Here is a 20471-nt window from a genome sequence, read left to right on the forward strand (position 1 = left end):
TGTTTTGATGTTATTACAACACATCTATTATAAAAAACGGACCATAAAATGCGTATTGCTTATATATCAACCTACCCGCCACGCGAATGCGGAATAGCCACGTTTAACCAAAACCTGGTGAATGCCGTTAATGCCAATTACCCGGAAAAACGATCGCCTTTACAAAGCGGCTTTGTTGTAGCACTCAACGATTCGGAAGACGTTGAAGAATATAAATATCCTGAAGAGGTAAAGTTTGTGATCAGGCAGGATCATCAGAAAGATTACATCAGGGCGGCAAATTTCATTAATACCAGTAATGTGGACGTTTGTGTATTAGAGCACGAATTCGGTATCTATGGTGGCGAAAGCGGCATTTATATTTTACCGCTGATTAACCGGCTGCAAAAGCCGTTGCTATCGATACTGCATACTGTTTTAAAAGATCCGAGCTTTGTGCAGAAGATCATCATCCGCGAAATAGCCGAGCAATCGGCCAAGGTGATCGTGATGAGTCAGCGCGCCGTCGATTTTTTGACGGATATTTACGATATCCCGGCTGATAAGGTACAGATCATCGAGCATGGCGTGCCCGACCTGGAAGCACATGCAGATAACCCGATCAAAAAGCTCCCGGTATTTAAAAACAACCGGGTGCTTTTCACCTTCGGTCTCATCAGCCGCAACAAAGGGCTCGAAACCATGATACGGGCCTTACCCAAAATAGTAGAGAAACACCCCGACGTGATGTACGTGGTTTTGGGCAATACGCACCCGGGTGTGCTCAAAAACAGCGGTGAAGAATACCGCGATGGGCTGAAGCGGCTTGCTGCCCAATTAAACGTAAGCCAGCATCTTACCTTCATCAATAAGTTTGTAAGCGAAGAAGAATTGTTCGACTATCTCACCGCGGCTGAAATTTATGTTACGCCATACCTGAACGAAGCGCAGATCACCAGCGGTACGCTGTCGTACGCGGTTGGCGCCGGCGCCGCAATCGTATCTACACCTTACTGGCATGCTACCGAACTGCTGGCCGATAACCGCGGCCGGTTATTCGATTTTAAGAACGACGAACAGCTCGCCAATCATATTATCGAACTATTGAGTGATGATGATCTGCTTGCCAAAATACGGGCCAACGCTTATAAATACGGCCAGCACCTGCGCTGGCCAAAAATAGGCGGCGAATATATCAACGCTGCCAGGGAAGCCTGCGACCAGCACGACTTTAGGGATAAGATACTGAAAAGCAGCATCATCGACCCGGAGATTATGCCTAAGTTTAACCTGGCGCACGTATTACGTTTAACCGACGATACCGGCATTGTGCAACACGCCAAATACGGTATCCCCAACCTGAAAGAGGGTTATTGCCTTGATGATAACGCAAGGGCACTGATTATGGCGCTAATGGCCTATCAGCGCAATAAAAGTCAGGATGCATTAAGGCTGCTCCCTATTTATCTGAGTTATATCCACTATATGCAGACCGAAGACGGTAACTTCCGCAACTTTTTAAGCTTTAACCGGCAGTACCTGGACGAAGTTGGATCGGAAGATTCTTTCGGCCGTACGATCTGGTCGCTGGGGTACCTGATCAATTGCGCTGTCAACAATTCATACCGGGAGTTTGCCTTAGAGATATTTCACAAAGCCACCCAGCAGTTTAAAAACCTGCACCACTTACGCGGAATAGCTAATAGCATGATCGGTATAGCGCTTTATCTAAAAGTCTTCCCGCAGGATGAAGGCATGCTGCACGAGTTAACCGAACTTACCAAACCTTTAGTTGACGCCTACAAAAAAACGCGCACAGACGAATGGCACTGGTTTGAAAACGAAATGACCTACGACAATGCCATATTGCCTTTGGCGCTGATGCACTCGTGCGAGATAACCGGGAATGAGGAAGTAAAAAGTATTGCTGTAGAATCGATGACTTTTCTGGATAAGACAACCCTATCAAATGGTTACCTGATCCCGATAGGTAACGATGGCTGGTATAAACGCGGCGGCGAAATTCCGATGTATGATCAGCAGGCTATCGAGACCATGGCCATGGTGCTGATGAACTTCCAGGCCTACCAGATATGGCACGAACCCGAATATGTGGAAAAGATGTTTTTATGCTATATGTGGTTTTTGGGCGAGAATACCCTGCGCGCTCCGCTGTACGACCACGAGACCAAGGGTTGCTGCGATGGTTTGCTGCCAACCGGTATTAACCGCAACCAGGGAGCAGAAAGTACGCTGGCATACCTGATATCGCACCTGACGGTGTTAAAGGCATTCGAACTGGAGTACGAGTACCATAAATACGGCTACACTATTGAGCTTTGTTAGCAGATGAAGATAGCGGTTTTATCGCCGGTGGCCTGGCGCACGCCACCCCGGCATTACGGCCCATGGGAGCAGATAGCCTCAAACATTGCCGAAGGCATGGTTGCCCTGGGCGAAGATGTGACGCTTTTCGCGACAGGTGACTCGGTAACCGGCGGTAAACTGGCATCGATCTGCGCGGCGGGCTACGAAGAAGACCGCAGCCAGGACGCAAAAGTGCTGGAGTGTCTGCACATAAGCAACCTGATGGAACATGCAGGCGAATTTGATATCATCCATAACAATTTCGATTTTTTACCGCTTACCTATTCCAGGCTCATTAAAACACCGGTGATCACCACGATACACGGGTTTTCGTCTCCAAAGATTGTACCGGTTTATAAAAAGTATAACGACACTTCGCATTATGTATCCATCAGCAATGCCGACCGCAGCCCCGAATTGAATTATCTTGCAACGGTTTACAACGGCCTGGACGTTGCTCATTTCGACTTTAACGAAACACCGGAGGATTACCTGCTTTACTTTGGCCGTATCCATCCCGATAAGGGAACAGCAGAGGCGATTGAAATTGCTGTTAAAGCCAAAAGGCGCTTATTGATTGCCGGGATCATTCAGGACGCTAACTATTATCGCGAAAAGGTTGAGCCGCGCTTAAATAACAAAGACATTCAATTCATCGGCGAAGCCGGACCAGGGAAACGCAACGAGCTTTTGGGCAAAGCGGCGGCACTGCTCCACCCTATCAGTTTTAATGAGCCTTTTGGCATGAGCGTGGCCGAAGCGATGCTTTGCGGCACACCGGTTATCGCTTTTAATAAAGGCTCGATGCCGGAGTTGATCAATGACAGGCAAACAGGATTCTTAGTGAATACTGTTAATGAAGCAGTTAACTGCGTTAACTGTTTACCTGTTATTAATCGCTCTTATTGCCGTGAATGGGCCAAAGGTAAATTCAGTAAAGAGAAGATGGTTAGAGATTATCGGGAGTTATATCAAAAGATTCTTTCTTGAGCGAAAGACTGACGATATCAGGATATAGCGGCGTCTTTAGAATAAAACGGGGCGCCATGTACCGTAACATCAAACCCAACACTTGACGGATTTACAAAAGCTTTGAAATGACCCGGAACAGTTATGTAATGACCCGTGGCCTCGTGAACAGAGGTTTTGGATTTACTTTCAATATTTCCGTTACTGATTAACACAAGAGCAGGGCTGCTCCAGGCTTTTTTGTTTGTTTCCATGATAGTGGTTAGTGTGTTAACGCTAATATAACCAGCCTAAGCGGCAAACACAAATTAGTCGACATGAATTCAGGCTAAGAAGTGCACATCAATAAAGTATTCATTCAAACGTTAGCAGGTTAAGTAAATGTTTGCCCTTTTGAAAAAAGCGGCAGTCGCAGTAAAACTATATCATTGCCCTTTCCTGATAAAAAATTGCTATTGCCGGCGCTATTGCTGCATTCACTTATATCTCATTCTTCAGTTTATTGAGCAGGTCGTTCAGATCGACCACAGCGAACGACGAAGAATAGTCGGACAAACCGTAGGGGACGATCAACTTATTGTTGTGGATAATGGCTCCGCAGGAATATACCACGTTAGGCACATAACCTTCGCGCTCGTCGGTATTGGGGATGAGCAGCGGTTCGTTTAACCGGCCGATGATGACCGAGGGATCGTTCAACTGCAACAGGCTTACGCCGATCACGTAGCGGCGCATGGGTCCCACGCCATGTGTGATCATCAGCCAGCCGTGCTCGGTTTCGATGGGCGAGCCGCAATTACCGATCTGCACAAACTCCCACGGAAACTTAGGTTCCTGCAAACGGATAGGCTTTTCCCAGATGTTGATCTTATCCGAGTACATGATGTAATTGTTCCAGCCGTCGATACGCGAAATCATCACATATTTGCCATTGATCTTACGCGGAAAAAGCGCCAGATTTTTATTCTGTGCTCCCGCGCCGTATAGCGGCATTACCTTAAAATCGTAAAAATCGGTGGTGTGCAGCAACTTGGGCATGATCATGGCGCCATCATATGCGGTATAGGTAGCATAATAGGCGTAGGTCCCGTCATCGTCGACAAATTTTACGAAACGTGCGTCTTCGATGCCCTTTCGCTCAAATTCGGATATCGGGAAGATAACCCTGTCGGATATATCAGTATCGAGCGAGAAAACGATCTCGTAGTACGAGTCGGCCAGCCAGAGCATTTTATCGTACTCCAGCTTTTTCAAATCGTCCATCTCCAGCTTTTGCGATTCGAGGATAATACGGCGCAGGTGCGAGTACTCGAAAGTTTCTTCCAGCCGCCCTTCTATCTCTTTCAATGCGGCGATGTTGATTTGTGTGATAGCTGCCTTTTCGAAAAACAGTTTTTTATTATAGGTAGCGTTACGGATAATTTCGGCCTCATCGATATAATTACCGGCGCCAATAACTTCGATATTATTGTTTTTGTCGATAAGCGCGCGGCGGAACGCGATAGACGAGATGTGCCCCTCGCCCACCGCCCTGAAGCTGATGATCATGCGCTTTTCGCCTTCTTCCAAATCGCTCTGGTCTGGGTCTTCGATGATCGAAGGGTTGAAAAACGCTGCCGACTCGATAGAATATTCGTGCGTAAAGTACGACCCTATCAGCAATTTCCGGTAGTTGGACAGTTCCTCTTCGTTAATGCCTAACTCTTTAAAGAGCACGTTAAGTTTTGCGCAATGGCGCAGCAGCAGGCGGGTAATGTTGCGGTGCCTTTTAGAGTACTCCTGCAAAATAGGCGAAATGATATCGAAAACCTGGTCCTCGTTCAGACCCATTACTTTCCCGATTACTTCTTTTGCCCTGATTTCGCCGTTGTAGAAAAAACGGGCGATAACGCGTTTCGAATCGGGATATACTTTTACCGCTTTACGCCTTTCAATAGATAACCTCATATGCTGTATCTGCAATTAAACTCTGGTATTAACACAGAAGTTGGTAATTGGTTGTTTAAACTTGAAAATAAATGAGGTTGCAGGCACAAGCACTTGCGATAGCGCTGATATAGTTTTATATTGTTGCTTATTTAGGGAATGAATTGATTACTTCACCGTTTTCGTTATAAAATTCCAGTCTGGCAGCATTAGTTGTATTGTCAACGTAGAGCCTGGCTTTTACAATTCCCTTCTTGTCTTTCAGTTGTATTTGTGCTACTTCATCCTTACTGCCGATAAACATGCGTTCGATCCCATTTTCACCTCTGTCCTGCGCGTCAATCAGTAGCTTTCTGATCGAATCAACTTTACGGCTGTTGTTTTTGTTAGCTACCATCGCTTCCAACTGGTTGAGTTGTATGCTCAGAGGGATATTTACAGGTCTGTCCCATACGCGAAGACCCGAATAGCGATTTTTACCGTTATCATTATAGTCAAGCGCAATAACCTGGTTTTGCTTCCACTGGTCAAATGAAAGATGGACTACTTGTGAATATGCAATCGAATCTTTTTTAATACCAGAATATATCAAACCGCCTACTTCGTCCCCGGTTTCGCTAAAAAAGAGTAACCCCGCGAAATATTTTCGCCCGTCAATAATATCGGGCGAATAACTCCTGCCACTGGCGGATGGCCCCGGAATTCGTTGCTTATTGGTGAGCACCAATACAGGACGCCCGTTTTCGCCAATAATATTAATACGTTCGGCATCTATTTCGGTAAACCGAGCAGCTTTATTGTCTTTACTGAAGCCGTTCACAAGAACGTATGTAAGGAAAGAAAGCATAATCATGTTGCTTACGATAAGCATTTTTTGAAAACCACTATTTTTCATGAGTTGAGTTTAATACAAAAGATGAGTAATAAAATGAATAGTTGCACTGTGCGCCATCTGGGCATGCCGGGCATTATTGTATTTGTTATCTCACATTGGATGTATTTAAACTAACAGGCGTTTTAAGTTTTTTGGGTTACTGCAACAGCATCAGGCTTGTGCCAATAGCGGGAGGACTTTGATCTTCCTCCTTTTAACATCCCTGCCGGTGAGGATTTAGGACGAGCTCACATCAGCTTGTTGCGCTTAACCAAATAGGCTTTAAGCACCTGGCCGAAACCGTTGTGAATGTCGGCGTCGATCAGGTCGATATGATACTGGGCGCATTTAAGCTGCAGCTTGCCGCGCCAGGTACGGAGCGATTTAAGATAACCGGCTTTGATCTCGTTGGGGTGCACACGTAATTCTTCACCGCTTTCCAGGTCGACAAAATGGTACGGCCTGTTATCGAAATCGAACCGCAGCTCTTTTTTATGATCGGTTACATTAAAAATAATGATCTCGTGCTTGTTGTGTTTAAGGTGTTGCAGAGCGGCGAACAGCGCATCGGACTTTTGTTCGTCCATACCGTTCTCCAGCATATCGCTGAACAGGATGATCATCGAGCGCTGGTGAATATCCTCGGCAATATGGTGCAAAACTCCGGCAATATCGGTTTGAGTGTTGGGTTTGGGATGTTCGTACATCCGTTCCAGTTCGGCAAACAGGTAGTACAGGTGTGTAGAGGTAGATCGCGCACGACTCAACCAGTCGACCTTATCCGAAAACAACCCCAGCCCAAACGCGTCACGCTGGCGCTTAAACAGGTACATTAATGACGCAATGGCATACACCGAAAACTGCAGTTTGCTCATCCCCTTTTCGGGATAGTTCATGGAGGATGAAGTATCTAAAAGCAGGTAACTGCGCAGGTTGGTTTCCTCTTCAAACTGCTTCACGAACATCTTATCAGTCCGGGCAAGCAATTTCCAATCGACATTTTTAACCGACTCGCCGCTGTTGTACAAACGGTGCTCGGCAAACTCGACCGAAAAACCATGAAAAGGGCTTTGGTGCAAACCGGTAATGAAACCTTCGACCACCTGGCGGGCCAGTAGCTCGAGGTTGCCTAATTGCTGTATTTCGCGGTTGTTGCTGAGTTGCGGCATGGGAAGCTAATTTAGGAGTTTTATAAGTGGAGAGGATATTGTTTGTGGTGTTTTTTTTAAGAGTATAATAATGTGTGAAGATTTTATTTGTTTTGGGCGTTTCCCTGACGGCCGCGCTCTACGTTCATACTGCACAGGCATTAACCACAAGGCCGGTATCCCTGCCTGCCGGCAGGCGGGCGTTCCGATCGCTAACGCATTTACCGGGAAACAAAAAAGCGTTCCGGTGATTACCGAAACGCTTTAATATCTGACTTGCTTAATGCTATAGATTAGCTAAAGCTTAATAATTGCTTATCCAGTTTACCGGCCAATACCGATTTTGGTACAGCGCCGATCTGTTTGTCGACGATTTCGCCGTTTTTAAAGTACAGCAAAGCAGGTATGTTGCGGATACCGTATTTCATCGATATCTGCGGGTTGTTATCAACGTTTACTTTGCCTACAACAGCCGAATCAGCGTATTCTTTTGCTATTTCTTCTACTACCGGGCCAACCATCCGACATGGACCACACCACTCAGCCCAAAAGTCGATCAATACTGGTTTATCTGATTTTAATACTAACTCGTCAAAGTTTGCATCGGTGATTTCTAATGCCATGATATTCCTTGTTTTTAAATTTTAATGAACAAATATATACTATTCAAATAGCTTGCCGCAAATGGTTTATGACAAAGTGACATTATATAGACCCGGCAAGCCGTTTATTGTTTTGCGGTGATAAATATAAATTGTTTTTGCCGGGTTAAAACATCGGGTGTGAGTAAAAGACAGGGATGTGAATAAGTGACGGGATTCCGGAATTCTTATCTTTTCAGTCTGGGCGCTACCCTTTGCGTCGGGCTATCTCTAACGCGATTGATCTTGGCAAACAAAAAGCCCCGTTCTATAAAATCAGAACGGGGCTTTGTTATTATAATTTTTAAACCTTTATACGTCTATGCGTGCGTAGCGGGCATTCTTCTCAATAAAATCGCGGCGCGGTGCAACCTCATCGCCCATCAGCATGCTGAAGGTATGATCGCACTCGGCGGCGTTTTCGATAGTTACGCGGCGCAGGGTACGGGTTTCGGGGTTCATGGTGGTATCCCACAGCTGGTGGTCGTTCATCTCGCCCAAACCTTTGTAGCGCTGTACGTGTACACTGTCTTCCTTACCCGAGCCTTTCAAACGCTGGATAGCGATGTCGCGCTGGTCTTCTGTCCAGCAGTACTCCTGGTCTTTACCTTTTTTAACCAGGTAAAGCGGCGGAGCGGCAATATAAACGTAGCCAAACTCAACCAGCTCTTTCATATAGCGGAAGAAGAAGGTAAGGATAAGCGTGGTAATGTGCGAACCGTCCACGTCGGCATCCGTCATGATGATGATCTTGTGGTAACGCAGTTTATCCAGGTTAAGCGCTTTGGCGTCGTCGGCCGTACCGATGCTCACGCCCAGTGCGGTAAACATGTTCTTGATCTCCTCGTTCTCGTAGATTTTGTGCTCCATGGCTTTCTCCACGTTCAATATCTTACCGCGCAATGGTAAAATAGCCTGGTAGTCGCGGTTACGGCCTTGTTTGGCGGTACCACCCGCCGAGTCACCTTCGACGAGGTATAACTCGCACAGTGCCGGGTCGCTGTTGGCGCAGTCGGCCAGTTTGCCGGGCAGGCCCGAGCCGCCCATTACGTTTTTACGCTGTACCATTTCGCGGGCCTTACGGGCCGCGGCACGTGCCTGCGCTGCAATTACCACTTTACCAACAATCAGTTTGGCTTCGCGCGGGTTCTCTTCCAAAAAGTTACCTAAAATCTCACCTACGGCCGAATCGACCGCACCGATCACTTCGTTGTTACCCAGTTTACTTTTTGTCTGGCCCTCGAACTGCGGTTCGGCAACTTTTACCGATATAATGGCTGTCAAACCTTCGCGGAAGTCGTCGCCGGTGATCTCCACCTTGTTGTTTTTCAGCAGGCCTTCCTTATCAGCGTATGCCTTTAAAGTACGGGTTAAGCCACGGCGAAAACCCGATACGTGCGTACCGCCCTCAATAGTATTGATGTTGTTTACATAGCTGTAAACATTCTCGCTGTAGGTATCGTTGTATTGGAAAGCCAGCTCAACCGGGATACCGTTTTTAATACCATCCAGGTAAATAGGTTCTGGGATAATGGCGGTACGGGTAGCGTCGATATAGCTTACAAACTCGCGCAGCCCGCCTTCCGAAAAGAAAACTTCGTTTTTAAAGCTGCCGTCTTCGGCAACTTCGCGCTCGTCGGTCAGCGTAAGCTTGATACCTTTATTCAAAAAGGCCAGCTCGCGTAAGCGGGTGGCTAAAGTTTCGTATTTGTACTCGGTAGTGAGCTGGAATATCTCCGGGTCGGGCTGGAAGGTTTGGGTGGTTCCGGTATGGTCGGCCGTGCCTATCTCCTTCACATCAAACAAAGGCTTGCCACGCTCGTACTCCTGCGTAAATATTTTGCCTTCGCGGTAAACCAGGGTTTTCATGTGGGTAGAGAGCGCGTTAACGCAGCTTACGCCCACACCGTGCAAACCGCCCGATACCTTGTAGGTATCCTTGTCGAATTTACCACCTGCATGCAGCACGGTCATTACAATCTCTAACGCCGATTTATTTTCTTTTTTATTGATGCCAGTAGGGATACCACGACCGTTATCGATAACGGTGATGGAGTTGCCTTTATGGATGATCACATTGATGGTATCGCAATGGCCGGCCAGCGCCTCGTCGATCGAGTTATCTACAACCTCATAAACAAGGTGGTGCAAACCCTTGCTGCCTGTATCGCCGATATACATCGAAGGGCGCTTGCGCACCGCCTCTAAACCTTCTAAAACCTGTATGTTATCTGCCGAATAATTGGATTTATCTTCTGCCGCTTCTTCGTTTTTATTTACTTGTTCTTCGTTATTATCTTCGATTTGTTCGCTCATAATTAGTATTAATTCAATAACCTCCAAATTTACAAAATAAGGGTGACATTAAGGCCATTGTGGATAAAAACTGACCTGTGGTTAACACCTTTTACAAAACATTAGGATACTTGGCGCGAAAGTTTATCTTTGTCAAAATTTTTAGTTTTCACAATGATTAAATCAGTTTCAAATTTCACCAAATTAGCTGTGGTAGTGGCTGTTGCAGCCGGCATTACAGCATGTAACCAACCTAAAACCGATACCAAAACAAGCGCTCCGGCAACAGCCACGCCCGAGAAAGCCGAAATAGTATATGTAAACTCTGATACCCTGCTTAACAAGTACGAATACTTTAAAGATATGAGTACCCGTTTACAGGATAAGGGCAAGGCAGCACAGGCCGATCTGCAAAGCAAAGGCGAAGCCTTTCAGCGTGAGGTGGTTGAGTACCAAAAAACCATGAATACCCTGAGCGCCGACCAGCGTGCACAAACCGAGCAACGCCTCAAACGCAAAAACGACGAGTTACAGGCTTATAAAGAAAACGCCAGTGCACAGCTGCAAAACGAGCAAGCCGGCGAAAACAATAAGCTATATGATAAAATTGCCGACTTTACCAAAGCTTATGCCAAAGAAAAAGGTTACAAACTGGTACTTACCTTCAGCAAAGCAAACCCTACTGTATTATATGGCGACCCAAGTTTAGATGTTACCGCCGATGTGGTTAAACGCCTTAACGAAGCTTACGCAAAAGATAAAAAGTAACCCGCAGCAGGATATAAATATTTTTCAGAACCTTCCTGATCCTTTCAGGGAGGTTTTTTATTTTAGATATTCAAATAATAACTATGAGTAACCACGAAAAATTTATGCGGATGGCCATCGAGCTATCCGAATATAATGTAAAGAACAACCACGGTGGCCCGTTTGGCGCCGTGATTGTAAAAGATGGTATGGTGATAGCCCGCAGCGGCAACCGCGTAGTGCCCGATAACGACCCTACCGCCCATGCCGAAGTATCGGCTATACGCCTGGCTTGTAAAGAGCTGCAAACCTTTAACCTGGAAGGTTGCGAAATATACACCAGTTGCGAACCCTGCCCTATGTGCCTGAGCGCCATTTACTGGGCGCACCTCGATAAGATCTATTACGCCAACGATAAGATAGACGCCGCCACTATTGGTTTTGATGATAAATTCATCTACGATGAAATAGCCTGCGAAATGAAGGATCGTAAGATACCGGTTGTGCAGCTATTGCGCGATGAAGCCCAGCGCGCTTTTAAGCTCTGGCAAACTTCGGAAACGAAAACGCATTATTGAGCTGCAGGCAGAAAATTAAAAGCCGGAAACTTTTTGAGCCGCGGACGATTCCAAATTAAAAATCAAATAAATCCGAAATCAATCCACCTTCCCATGGTGCAGCTTAAATACCAGCCCGAAGTTGGCAAAATCGGCCTGGGTGCGGTGCAGGTATTGTTTGGCTTCCAAAGCTACCCATGGCGCCAGGTAGTAGCGGGCGCCAAAGCTCCAGTAAAATGCAGGTGGCTGATAGGTATGATCGTAGGTCGGCACAAAATAGTTGTAGTGAATATAATGCCCGAAGTTTACAGGGAACGATAACTTACCCATCCACAATTCGGCGCCCACGCTCGCGCCTATGCGTATCCTGTCGTAACTGCTGCCCAGTTCCTGGTAAGTGGCATAAAAATGATGGATATTGCTCACTGTGTCGATAGTGCGGTAATAGTAGTCGGCATCCAGCCCCACCCGCAGGCTTAAAACGGGGTTTGCCCGATAATTATAGCCGAGATATAAGCCCGACTGGTACAGATCGGAAGTAGCAGTACGCTGATAGGCCACATTTTGCGGATATAGCGCCGGGTCGAGCCCGCCGCCTGTTTGTACCAAACCACGGCGGCCGATGCCTATCCCAAACTCGAAAGAATGTTTTTCGTAGTTTTTAAAAGGATGTTGCGATGTTTTCGGTGCGTCGGCACTGATATCGTGATCGATCCCCAGCGAAAAGTTTACGGAATTGATACCGTCGTTCGGGTTTTTGAATGCCGCGTTGGAGTAATGATAAAGATCGAAACCGCCGATCAAACGCGCCGACGAGCCAACTGGTGTAAGTACCTTGGCCCCTATCTGCGCCGTAAAATTGATATGGCTGCCTACGAGGATATTGCGCTCGTCGGTATAATAGGTTTCGGTAGCGTAGCCGAAGCCAAAGCCCGGCACCAGCAAGAACTCGGTACGGCCGGCCTTAGCCATTACCACGCTGATGCGGCTCACGGCGCCGATGTAGTCGCCCAAAATACCGGTTGTATTAGCTCTTTTGGTGAGATAGATATTCTCCATATTGCGGTACGAAAGGGCAATGCTGACGTCGCGGATATTGAGCCCTTTTACCCAATCGGCCTGGTTATCGGCCATATTGATATGATAAGCGGCTTCCAGACCATAAGGTTTGCCGCCCAGGGTATTGCCTTCGGCGCTAAAAATACTCAGCCCGGTAAAGGCCGATAACTCGATGCTGTTTTTATTGCTTTGTGCAAATGTTGCGCCGGTAAGTACCAATACCGAGAACAGGAGCAGTGCGTAGTTTTTTACCATATTTTGTATAAACGTAAAAAGTACCTCCGTGTTTTTACACGGCTTATTTAGCATCCCTGATGCGGTTGATGATCCCGGTCGACGAATAGCCGTCTACAAAGTCGATCACCTTTACCTCGCCGCCATTGGCCAATACTTCGGGTGCACCCACAATCTGGTCGATGGCATAATCGCCACCTTTTACCAGGATATCGGGCAGCAGGGTCGTGATCGGGATGATCGGCGTATCTTCCTCAAACAACACCACGGCATCGATAAAAAAGATGGAAGCCAGCATCACTGAGCGGCTGTACTCGGCGTTCACCGGGCGTGTGGGGCCTTTCAACCTTTTAGTCGAAGCATCCGAGTTGAGGCCGATGATCAGCTTATCGCCCAGGTCGGCGGCGGCCGAAAGATACGACAGGTGGCCGATGTGTAACAGGTCGAACACACCATTCGTAAAAACCACTTTCAGGCCTTCAGCTTTCCATTGCTGCCTTTGAGCAACAAGCTGATCGAGGGTATATAGTTTATTTTGGAGTATTTGCTGCGCGGTTGGTTTCATCGGCACAAAAATGGCAAAATTTAGCTAAGATCAATATGCTTAATAATCTCATCCACCTGCCCCGGCTCAAACCAGGTAAAATCCTTGTCGCGGTTAAACCAGGTGATCTGCCTTTTGGCAAAACGGCGGGTGTTTTGTTTGATGAGGGCTATGGCTGTCGGCAGATCGCTTTGTCCATCCAGATAGTCGAACAATTCGCTGTAGCCTACCGTATTCAAAGCATTATAGTCCCGGTAGGGCAAAAGCGAGGTTACTTCTTTCAACAGGCCTTGTTCCATCATCAAATCTACCCGCTGGTTGATGCGATCGTACAATACCTCGCGGGGCAAATTGAGCGCTATCTTGACGATATGGAAACTCCGGTGCCGTACGTTTGCTGTGCGGAATAATGAAAAAGGTTTGCCCGTTTCGCGGATCACTTCCAGCGCGCGGATAACCCGGTGCGGGTTATTGATATCCACCTGGGCGTAGTAAACCGGGTCGGCAGTTTTGAGTTCTTCCTGCAAAAAGGCCAGGCCTTTTTCCTCGATGGTAGTATTGAGCTCGGCGCGGATGAACTTATTGGTGGATGGCAGATCGTCGAAACCCTCGCAAATGGCTTTGATGTACAGGCCCGAGCCGCCTGCCAGAATCGCCATATCGTGCGTAGCGAATATCTCATCCAGAGCGCGCAAACCGTCCTGCTCAAAATCACCAACGTTATAATCTTCGGTAACCGTGTGCGAATTGACGAACCAATGTTTAGCCTCAGCCAGTTCATCATCCGTTGGTTTGGCAGTACCAATATTCATCTCGCGAAAAAACTGTCGCGAATCCGCTGAAACGATCTCGGTTTGATAATGCTTCGCCAACTCAATTGCCAAAGCAGTTTTACCCACAGCGGTAGGGCCGGCGATAACGATGAGTGTTTTTTGTTTTTGGTCCATAGTCAATGGTCCATAGACCATGGTTATTGCATTTTGAGTCGATGGTCAATAGACCATAGTATTGCATTTCCTTTTACAAACTATGGTCCATGGTCTATCGACTAATAATCGTCCCTTTCGTTACCGTCATCGTAGTGCTCGTTATCGGCAAATTCATCGCCAAATTCGTCTTCTTCCTCATCGCTTCCGTGCTCGTCATCGTGGCCTTTTTCGGTATCGTCAACCTCTTCGGCATCAAGCATGCTTTCAAGTTCGGATGTATCCTCGGGCACAATTTCCATTTCATTCAAAAAATCGAAATCATCTTCTGCTGCCGACGAAGAGGTGGCAGTCGGGGTAAACACGTTGCCGAATTGCTTTGGCGCTTCACCGGTACTTTTAACAACATGCGGGTAGGTAATCCCCGGCGCGTCATCCAGTATTTTGATCAGTTCGACGTGAAAATCAAACGGGCGGTCGAAGTTAAACGTGTAGTAAAACTTTTGGTGCGGATCATCGATAAAAGCGCTCAGTTTCGAATTCTCCATCAGGGCAACACCACGGTCAATTTTACGCTGGTTAGGCATATAGGCAATTTCCTGCCCTTTTATCCATTGGTCGTTGCTGATGTAAAACGATGATGAATATTCGGGTTTATAACCTGTAGATAAATGGATTGCCCTATGCAGATCTTCAAACGTATGGGTCGATTTGATATCAACCTCCCGTGTTACATCATCATAATCCTCAAAAGAAATCTTAAACCTGTAAACTGCCATTAGTAGAGTAAATTTTATATTCCAAAAATAATGTTTTAATCTGATTTTCTGTTTGCCACAACTTTTAAGCCAATCTCTTCGCCTTTGGCAATAGTGTAAGCAATTGCCGCGTCCCGGTCGTTACCGATATGCCCATCGAGTATCGCTTCGCGTATCTGGTTTTTGATAATACCCACCTCACGGCCTTCGGGGATGCCAAAAAGCTCCATAATATCCAAACCGGTAACCGGGGGCTGCCAGTTGCGTATGCGGTCGCGCTCTTCAACATCTTTCAGCTTTTGCTGCACCAGCTCAAAATTATTACGGTATTTTTTTATTTTGTACTCGTTTTTGGTGGTGATGTCTGCTTTACACAACAACATCAGCGCCTCGATATCGTCGCCGGCCTCAAACAGCAAACGCCTCACGGCCGAATCGGTAATAATTTCCTGTGAGAGCACGATGGGCCGCAGGTGCAGCTGTACCAGCTTTTGCACAAACTTCATCTTCTCGTTTAACGGAAGCTTAAGCTGTGCGAATATCCTGGGCACCATGCGCGCACCTTTATCCTCATGCCCATGAAACGTCCAGCCGTGGCCGGGCTCAAAGCGTTTGGTGGCAGGCTTGGCAATATCGTGCAGAATGGCCGCCCAGCGCAGCCACAAATCGTCGCTGGTTTCGCTCAGGTTATCCAATACCTGCAGGGTATGGTAAAAGTTATCCTTATGGCCCTTGCCTTTGACGATCTCAACACCGTACAGGTTTTGCATCTGCGGGAAGATGATCTTCAGCAAACCGGTGTCGAACAACAACTTAAACCCAACGCTGGGTTTGGGCGACAGGATGATCTTGTTCAATTCATCCGTTATCCGCTCCTGCGATACGATCCTGATCCTTTCGGCAGTAGTTTTAATAGCTTCGATAGCCGCCGGGTCGATCTCGAAATTGAGCTGCGAAGCAAACCTGATGGCCCGCATAATGCGCAGCGGGTCGTCCGAAAAAGTTTCAGCCGGGTCAAGCGGTGTGCGGATGAGTTTACCAGCGATATCCTGTATCCCGCCAAACGGGTCGATCAGCTCGCCGTATTGCGCCGGGTGCAAAGCAATCGCCAGGGCATTGATGGTAAAATCGCGGCGCTTCTGGTCATCTTCCAGCGTACCATTCTCTACAATCGGCTTGCGCGAATCGGCCCGGTACGATTCCTTCCGGGCGCCTACAAACTCAATCTCCAAATCCTGGTACTTGAGCATGGCTGTACCGAAATTTTTGAATACCGATACCTGCACCCTTAGCTTGGCACCAACAGCCTCGGCAAAAGCGATGCCGTTACCCAACACCACGATATCGATATCTTTCGACGGGCGGCTGAGGTACAGATCGCGCACAAAACCACCGATGGCGTAGGCCTCAACGCCCTGTTTTTCGGCTATAGCCGAAACGATCTTAAATACAGGATGCTGCAGGTGTTGTATCATTGGGTAAATGCGGGCACAGTAAAACCTGTGTATTAGTTGAACGGCAAAGTTAAACAATATGCCTTTGCGGTAAAAACGGAATGTAGATATTACCTGCGCAAAAATTCAAACCGCCCGTCCGGCTCCAGCCGCATAATGGTCGAGGGGCGTTTTTCCGTCAGGTCATGCTGCTCCAGGTCAACCACATAATCCACGCCGTCAATAATCTCCTGGCTCACGCCGTTAAAATTTTTGGGCGATGGCTGCCCGCTGATGTTAGCCGAAGTAGATACCAGCGGCCTGCGCAAGCGCTGTATCAGCTGCCGCGAAAACTCGTGTTTGGTTACCCGTATACCAATGCTGCCATCTGCCGCTATCAGATTCTTGGCCAGGTTTTTAGCGCCGGGCATCACCAGCGTCAAAGGGTTTTCGGTGTATTCAATCAGGTCGTAAGCAATATCGGGTACTTCGTTCACATAGCTTTGCAACTGGTTATCGTTCTCCAGCAGTATGATCATGCTTTTTGATTCTTCACGCTGCTTCAGCGCGTATATTTTCTTCACCGCTTCTTCGTTGCCGGCATCGCAGCCTATGCCCCAAATGGTATCTGTAGGGTACAAAATTATTCCGCCGTCCTGCAGCACTTTCAGCGCTTTGGCTACTTCTTCCTTAAGCATGTAAAACGTTGTTATAAATGTTCATCAATTGGGCGGCCAGCTTTTGCTCGTCAAACCTGCGCGAGTAGGCCAATCCTTTTTCTATCATTTTTTGCTGCAGCGAGGCGTTATCCAAAACCTGGCGTATCTTCTCGGTCAGGTCGGTCTCGTCATCCGGGTCGCAATATAAACTATCGGGTCCGCCCGCTTCTTCCAGGCACGAGCCTTTTGCCGCTACCACCGGCACACCCGATACCAAAGCCTCCAGTACAGGTATCCCGAAACCCTCGTACCGCGATGGGTAAACAAACAGCTGCGCCTGCTGGTAAATTGCAGGCAGATCGGCGAAAGCCACTTTATCCAAAAACAAAACCTGCGCGGCCAATTTATGCTCAACCACATATTTATTCACCAGCTCAAAGTATTTGGCCTTTTTACCGACTACCACCAATTGCGTATCCCTGGGCAGATACAGCAGAGCTTTGGCTAATAAAAGCAGGTTTTTACGCGGTTCGATGGTACCTACGTTCAGAATGTACCTTTCGGGCAGCTTATACGTCGATCTGACTTCTGCCAATTTAGCTTCGTCCTGCCTGGCATAAAAACTTTCATCACAGCCCTGGTACAATACTTCAATCATTTCGGGGTGCACGTTCATCAGTTGCACCAAATCGGCTTTGGTTTTTTCGCTTACCGCGATGATACGGTCGGCATGTTTACAGGCATATCTGATCTTAGCGGCGTATATCTTGCGGCTCACCAAACCAAAATACTGCGGGTAGCGCATAAATATCAGGTCGTGTATCGTCACTACCGATTTAATGCCGCTGTCGCTGATACCGATCGGCAGTTCATGGCTCAACCCGTGGTACAACTCAATATGGTCGCGCTTCAAATCAAACACCACGCCCCTGCTCCGCCAAAGTGAGGTAAAATAACCGCTCTTTGGCGTTTTGGTCTCCACCTGCTTTATCGCCGACAAAAACTCAAAAGCTTTGTTGGGCTTTATCTTCGGCGTATATAAAAAGTATTCGTTTTGCGGATAGTTTAAAGCCATCATCCTGATGAGCCCCCGGCTGTAATTACCCAGCCCGGTGCTGTTTAAAAATGCTCTTTTGGCTTCGTATCCTACCCTCATTTGGTTATTGTTGTAAAGTTGGAATGTTTTAAGGTTGAAATGTTTAACGTTAAAAGGTTTTAAAGTTAGTACAACCTTAAAACCTTTCGCAAAATTCTCAATAAAACGACATCACAACCTTTCAACGTTGCAACATTTAAACATCCGTTATACCGCTACATTATTATCACGCAGCGCATCGTTCAGCGATGTTTTTTTATCTGTCGATTCTTTACGTTTACCGATGATCAATGCACAAGGCACCTGGTATTCACCTGCATGGAACTTTTTGGTGTACGAACCCGGTATCACCACCGAACGCGCCGGTACAAAGCTCTTATATTCAACAGGTTTTTCGCCGGTAACGTCGATGATCTTGGTCGAGGCGGTTAATACCACGTTAGCGCCTAAAACCACTTCTTCTTCCAAATGAACGCCTTCAACCACAATAGCGCGCGAACCGATAAAGCAGTTGTCCTCGATAATGACCGGGGCGCCTTGCACAGGCTCCAGAACGCCGCCAATGCCCACACCACCGCTCAAATGCACATGCTTGCCAATCTGCGCACAGCTGCCAACAGTTGCCCAGGTATCAACCATGGTACCCTCGTCAACATAAGCGCCGATATTTACATACGATGGCATCATGATCACGCCTTTAGCCAAAAACGCACCGTAGCGTGCAATACCGTGAGGTACCACGCGCACACCCAATTGCTTGTAATTGGTTTTCAGTTTCATCTTATCGTGAAACACAAACGGCCCGGTTTTTATCTCTTCCATCTCACGGGTCGGGAAGTACAGGATAACGGCCTTTTTCACCCAGTCGTTAACATGCCAGCGGGTACCGATACGTTCGGCAACGCGCAGTTCGCCTTTGTCTAAACGTTCAATAACGGTTTCTATAGCGTTAGTGTATTCTTTAAAATCAAGTAGGGCTCGGTCAACCCAGGCATCTTCAATTAGTTTTTTTAGATCTTGCATCGGAGTCTGTTTATACAAATTTTGATTTACCGGGCAAAAAATCCGCCTGGTAATTTTGAAAGGCGAAGATAGTAAAAATTGATATCAGGGCATCGAAAAGCTCTCGTTACCTTAATTTTTACATAATTTTGCCTTTGTTATGGCTGAAAAGGAAAAATTGCGGATCGACAAATATCTATGGGCCATCCGGGTGTTTAAAACACGTACTTTAGCCGCCGATGCCTGCAAGGCGGGGAGGGTTAAGCTGGATGGCGTTAACGTAAAACCATCGCGCGAGGTGCGCATCAACGAAATATACCAGGTTGCCAAAGGCCCTGATCGCAGAATGATCAAAGTAACAGGGCTGCTCGAAAACAGGGTAGATGCTAAAACAGCTGTCAATTTTTATGAGGATGTAACCCCCGTTGAGCAAACCCCGGCCTTTAAATCTATGTTTCATGCTCCTGTACTGACACGTGATCGCGGCACGGGCCGCCCCACAAAAAAAGACCGTCGTGAGATTGATGAGTTGAAAAATGATTTTTTTGATGAGGGTTGAAATCGTCAGGCGCAGGCTGTAATAAATATTCAGATATCGAAACAATATTAACCAATATAACAAATAAATAACGCTAAATTACCTATAGACTGAAGAATTATTGAACAAGTTATCGCCACAGCGATTAACACATAAATTTTACAAAAAAAATACTTTTCAAATTAATTAAATTACTACTTTGCAAACTGTTTTAAGACTTAATATTATATTTAACTTGTTAATGTGATTAATCTCGCTAAACAAAATTAATGAGTAACAATTTAGTTTTTTAGTGAGTTAAAGTAATAGCAGTTAACTTTTAAACATTTAGTAAGCCGAGAGTTTTAACTACCATATTTCCCCTGATTTTGGTTGATTTTGATATTGATATCGTTACGCGCTTAAAAGCAACTATACTCCTGATTGTTTTTTTGCTTTCGTCTGTCGGCAATATTTTTTTAATGAAAAGCCGGGTTCATACGGTGGCGCAAAATCATATTTATTTTAAAACAGTAAACGACAGCCATATATCAACATTCAGCCTCTTTCATCCAAGGGAGAAAAACTTTGCAGCGAGCGGCCGGTCGCTGGTGCCTAAAATAAAATTCAGTGGTGTAATTTTTATCCTCACTGTAATCGGCTCACTAAACCTAATTCCCCTGATTAAATTACCACAACCCAGAAATTCCGGTTCGGGTAATTTCCGAAAACTATGCATT

General features: G+C 46.6%; 20 protein-coding genes. 6 read left to right on the plus strand and 14 right to left on the minus strand.

From position 1 onward, the window contains the following. Positions 1 to 48 precede the first annotated feature (48 nt). Together BEL04_RS09800 and BEL04_RS09805 are read left to right on the plus strand one after the other, a co-directional pair. The gene (locus tag BEL04_RS09800) at positions 49 to 2325 is read left to right on the plus strand and encodes a glycosyltransferase family 4 protein (protein ID WP_066002793.1); all 2277 of its coding nucleotides are present in this window, start codon (positions 49 to 51) and stop codon (positions 2323 to 2325) included. Positions 2326 to 2328: 3 nt separating this feature from the next. Beyond that, entirely contained in the window at positions 2329 to 3336 is a 1008-nt protein-coding gene (locus BEL04_RS09805) for a glycosyltransferase family 4 protein (RefSeq protein ID WP_066002800.1), read from the plus strand. A 17-nt stretch (positions 3337 to 3353) separates the two neighbouring features. Here the strand turns inward: BEL04_RS09805 and BEL04_RS09810 are convergent, their stop codons facing one another. The 4 genes from BEL04_RS09810 to BEL04_RS09825 form a co-directional block, all read right to left on the minus strand. Further along, positions 3354 to 3569, minus strand: a complete 216-nt coding sequence (locus BEL04_RS09810) for a hypothetical protein (RefSeq protein ID WP_066002802.1) — start codon at positions 3567 to 3569, stop codon at positions 3354 to 3356. 226 nt (positions 3570 to 3795) lie between these two features. Then, the gene (locus tag BEL04_RS09815; RefSeq protein ID WP_066002804.1) at positions 3796 to 5262 is read right to left on the minus strand and encodes a glycoside hydrolase family 130 protein; all 1467 of its coding nucleotides are present in this window, start codon (positions 5260 to 5262) and stop codon (positions 3796 to 3798) included. Positions 5263 to 5389: 127 nt separating this feature from the next. Next, positions 5390 to 6136: a hypothetical protein gene (locus BEL04_RS09820; protein ID WP_066002806.1), complete on the minus strand. Its 747-nt coding sequence runs from the start codon at positions 6134 to 6136 to the stop codon at positions 5390 to 5392. Between the two features lie 227 nt (positions 6137 to 6363). Further along, positions 6364 to 7284, minus strand: a complete 921-nt coding sequence (locus BEL04_RS09825; RefSeq protein WP_066002808.1) for a DUF58 domain-containing protein — start codon at positions 7282 to 7284, stop codon at positions 6364 to 6366. Positions 7285 to 7354: 70 nt separating this feature from the next. Here BEL04_RS09825 and BEL04_RS24260 point away from each other — a divergent pair, with 70 nt between their 5' ends. After that, on the plus strand, positions 7355 to 7531 hold the full coding sequence (locus BEL04_RS24260; RefSeq protein WP_175404041.1) for a hypothetical protein: 177 nt from the start codon (positions 7355 to 7357) through the stop codon (positions 7529 to 7531). A gap of 25 nt (positions 7532 to 7556) precedes the next feature. Here BEL04_RS24260 and trxA read toward each other — a convergent pair whose 3' ends face one another. Next, positions 7557 to 7886, minus strand: coding sequence for a thioredoxin (gene trxA, locus BEL04_RS09830; protein ID WP_066002810.1), 330 nt, complete (start codon positions 7884 to 7886; stop codon positions 7557 to 7559). A 330-nt stretch (positions 7887 to 8216) separates the two neighbouring features. Beyond that, entirely contained in the window at positions 8217 to 10220 is a 2004-nt protein-coding gene (gene gyrB, locus BEL04_RS09835; RefSeq protein ID WP_066002812.1) for a DNA topoisomerase (ATP-hydrolyzing) subunit B, read from the minus strand. 153 nt (positions 10221 to 10373) lie between these two features. On the opposite strand from gyrB, the gene BEL04_RS09840 reads away from it, so the two are divergent. Further along, the gene (locus tag BEL04_RS09840) at positions 10374 to 10967 is read left to right on the plus strand and encodes an OmpH family outer membrane protein (RefSeq protein WP_066002814.1); all 594 of its coding nucleotides are present in this window, start codon (positions 10374 to 10376) and stop codon (positions 10965 to 10967) included. Between the two features lie 83 nt (positions 10968 to 11050). Beyond that, positions 11051 to 11524 (plus strand): nucleoside deaminase, encoded by a 474-nt coding sequence (locus tag BEL04_RS09845; RefSeq protein WP_066002817.1) that lies wholly within the window; start codon positions 11051 to 11053, stop codon positions 11522 to 11524. A gap of 78 nt (positions 11525 to 11602) precedes the next feature. Here BEL04_RS09845 and BEL04_RS09850 read toward each other — a convergent pair whose 3' ends face one another. From BEL04_RS09850 to BEL04_RS09885, 8 genes are all read right to left on the minus strand, one after another. Beyond that, positions 11603 to 12817, minus strand: a complete 1215-nt coding sequence (locus BEL04_RS09850) for an acyloxyacyl hydrolase (RefSeq protein WP_175404042.1) — start codon at positions 12815 to 12817, stop codon at positions 11603 to 11605. Positions 12818 to 12860: 43 nt separating this feature from the next. Further along, a complete protein-coding gene (gene rfaE2 / locus BEL04_RS09855) occupies positions 12861 to 13361 on the minus strand; it encodes a D-glycero-beta-D-manno-heptose 1-phosphate adenylyltransferase (RefSeq protein WP_066002821.1) in 501 nt (166 codons plus the stop codon). A 20-nt stretch (positions 13362 to 13381) separates the two neighbouring features. Next, on the minus strand, positions 13382 to 14287 hold the full coding sequence (miaA, locus tag BEL04_RS09860; RefSeq protein ID WP_066002823.1) for a tRNA (adenosine(37)-N6)-dimethylallyltransferase MiaA: 906 nt from the start codon (positions 14285 to 14287) through the stop codon (positions 13382 to 13384). 101 nt (positions 14288 to 14388) lie between these two features. After that, entirely contained in the window at positions 14389 to 15045 is a 657-nt protein-coding gene (locus tag BEL04_RS09865; protein WP_066002824.1) for a hypothetical protein, read from the minus strand. 35 nt (positions 15046 to 15080) lie between these two features. Further along, a complete protein-coding gene (locus BEL04_RS09870) occupies positions 15081 to 16499 on the minus strand; it encodes a CCA tRNA nucleotidyltransferase (RefSeq protein WP_066002825.1) in 1419 nt (472 codons plus the stop codon). An 89-nt stretch (positions 16500 to 16588) separates the two neighbouring features. Then, complete coding sequence (locus tag BEL04_RS09875) at positions 16589 to 17155, minus strand: L-threonylcarbamoyladenylate synthase (protein WP_066002834.1); 567 nt, start codon at positions 17153 to 17155, stop codon at positions 16589 to 16591. Continuing rightward, positions 17148 to 18272, minus strand: a complete 1125-nt coding sequence (locus BEL04_RS09880) for a glycosyltransferase family 1 protein (RefSeq protein ID WP_066002835.1) — start codon at positions 18270 to 18272, stop codon at positions 17148 to 17150. Before BEL04_RS09880 ends, BEL04_RS09875 begins: the two co-directional genes overlap by 8 nt. Positions 18273 to 18419: 147 nt before the next feature. Beyond that, positions 18420 to 19235 carry a 2,3,4,5-tetrahydropyridine-2,6-dicarboxylate N-succinyltransferase gene (locus tag BEL04_RS09885; protein WP_066002836.1) on the minus strand — a complete coding sequence of 272 codons (816 nt, stop codon included), beginning with the start codon at positions 19233 to 19235 and terminating at the stop codon, positions 18420 to 18422. A 139-nt stretch (positions 19236 to 19374) separates the two neighbouring features. Here BEL04_RS09885 and BEL04_RS09890 point away from each other — a divergent pair, with 139 nt between their 5' ends. Next, positions 19375 to 19773 (plus strand): RNA-binding S4 domain-containing protein, encoded by a 399-nt coding sequence (locus tag BEL04_RS09890; RefSeq protein ID WP_066002837.1) that lies wholly within the window; start codon positions 19375 to 19377, stop codon positions 19771 to 19773. The last annotated feature ends 698 nt before the right edge of the window (positions 19774 to 20471 follow it).

Origin of the sequence: Mucilaginibacter sp. PPCGB 2223 (assembly GCF_001705515.1) — a bacterium.
Lineage (GTDB): Bacteria > Bacteroidota > Bacteroidia > Sphingobacteriales > Sphingobacteriaceae > Mucilaginibacter.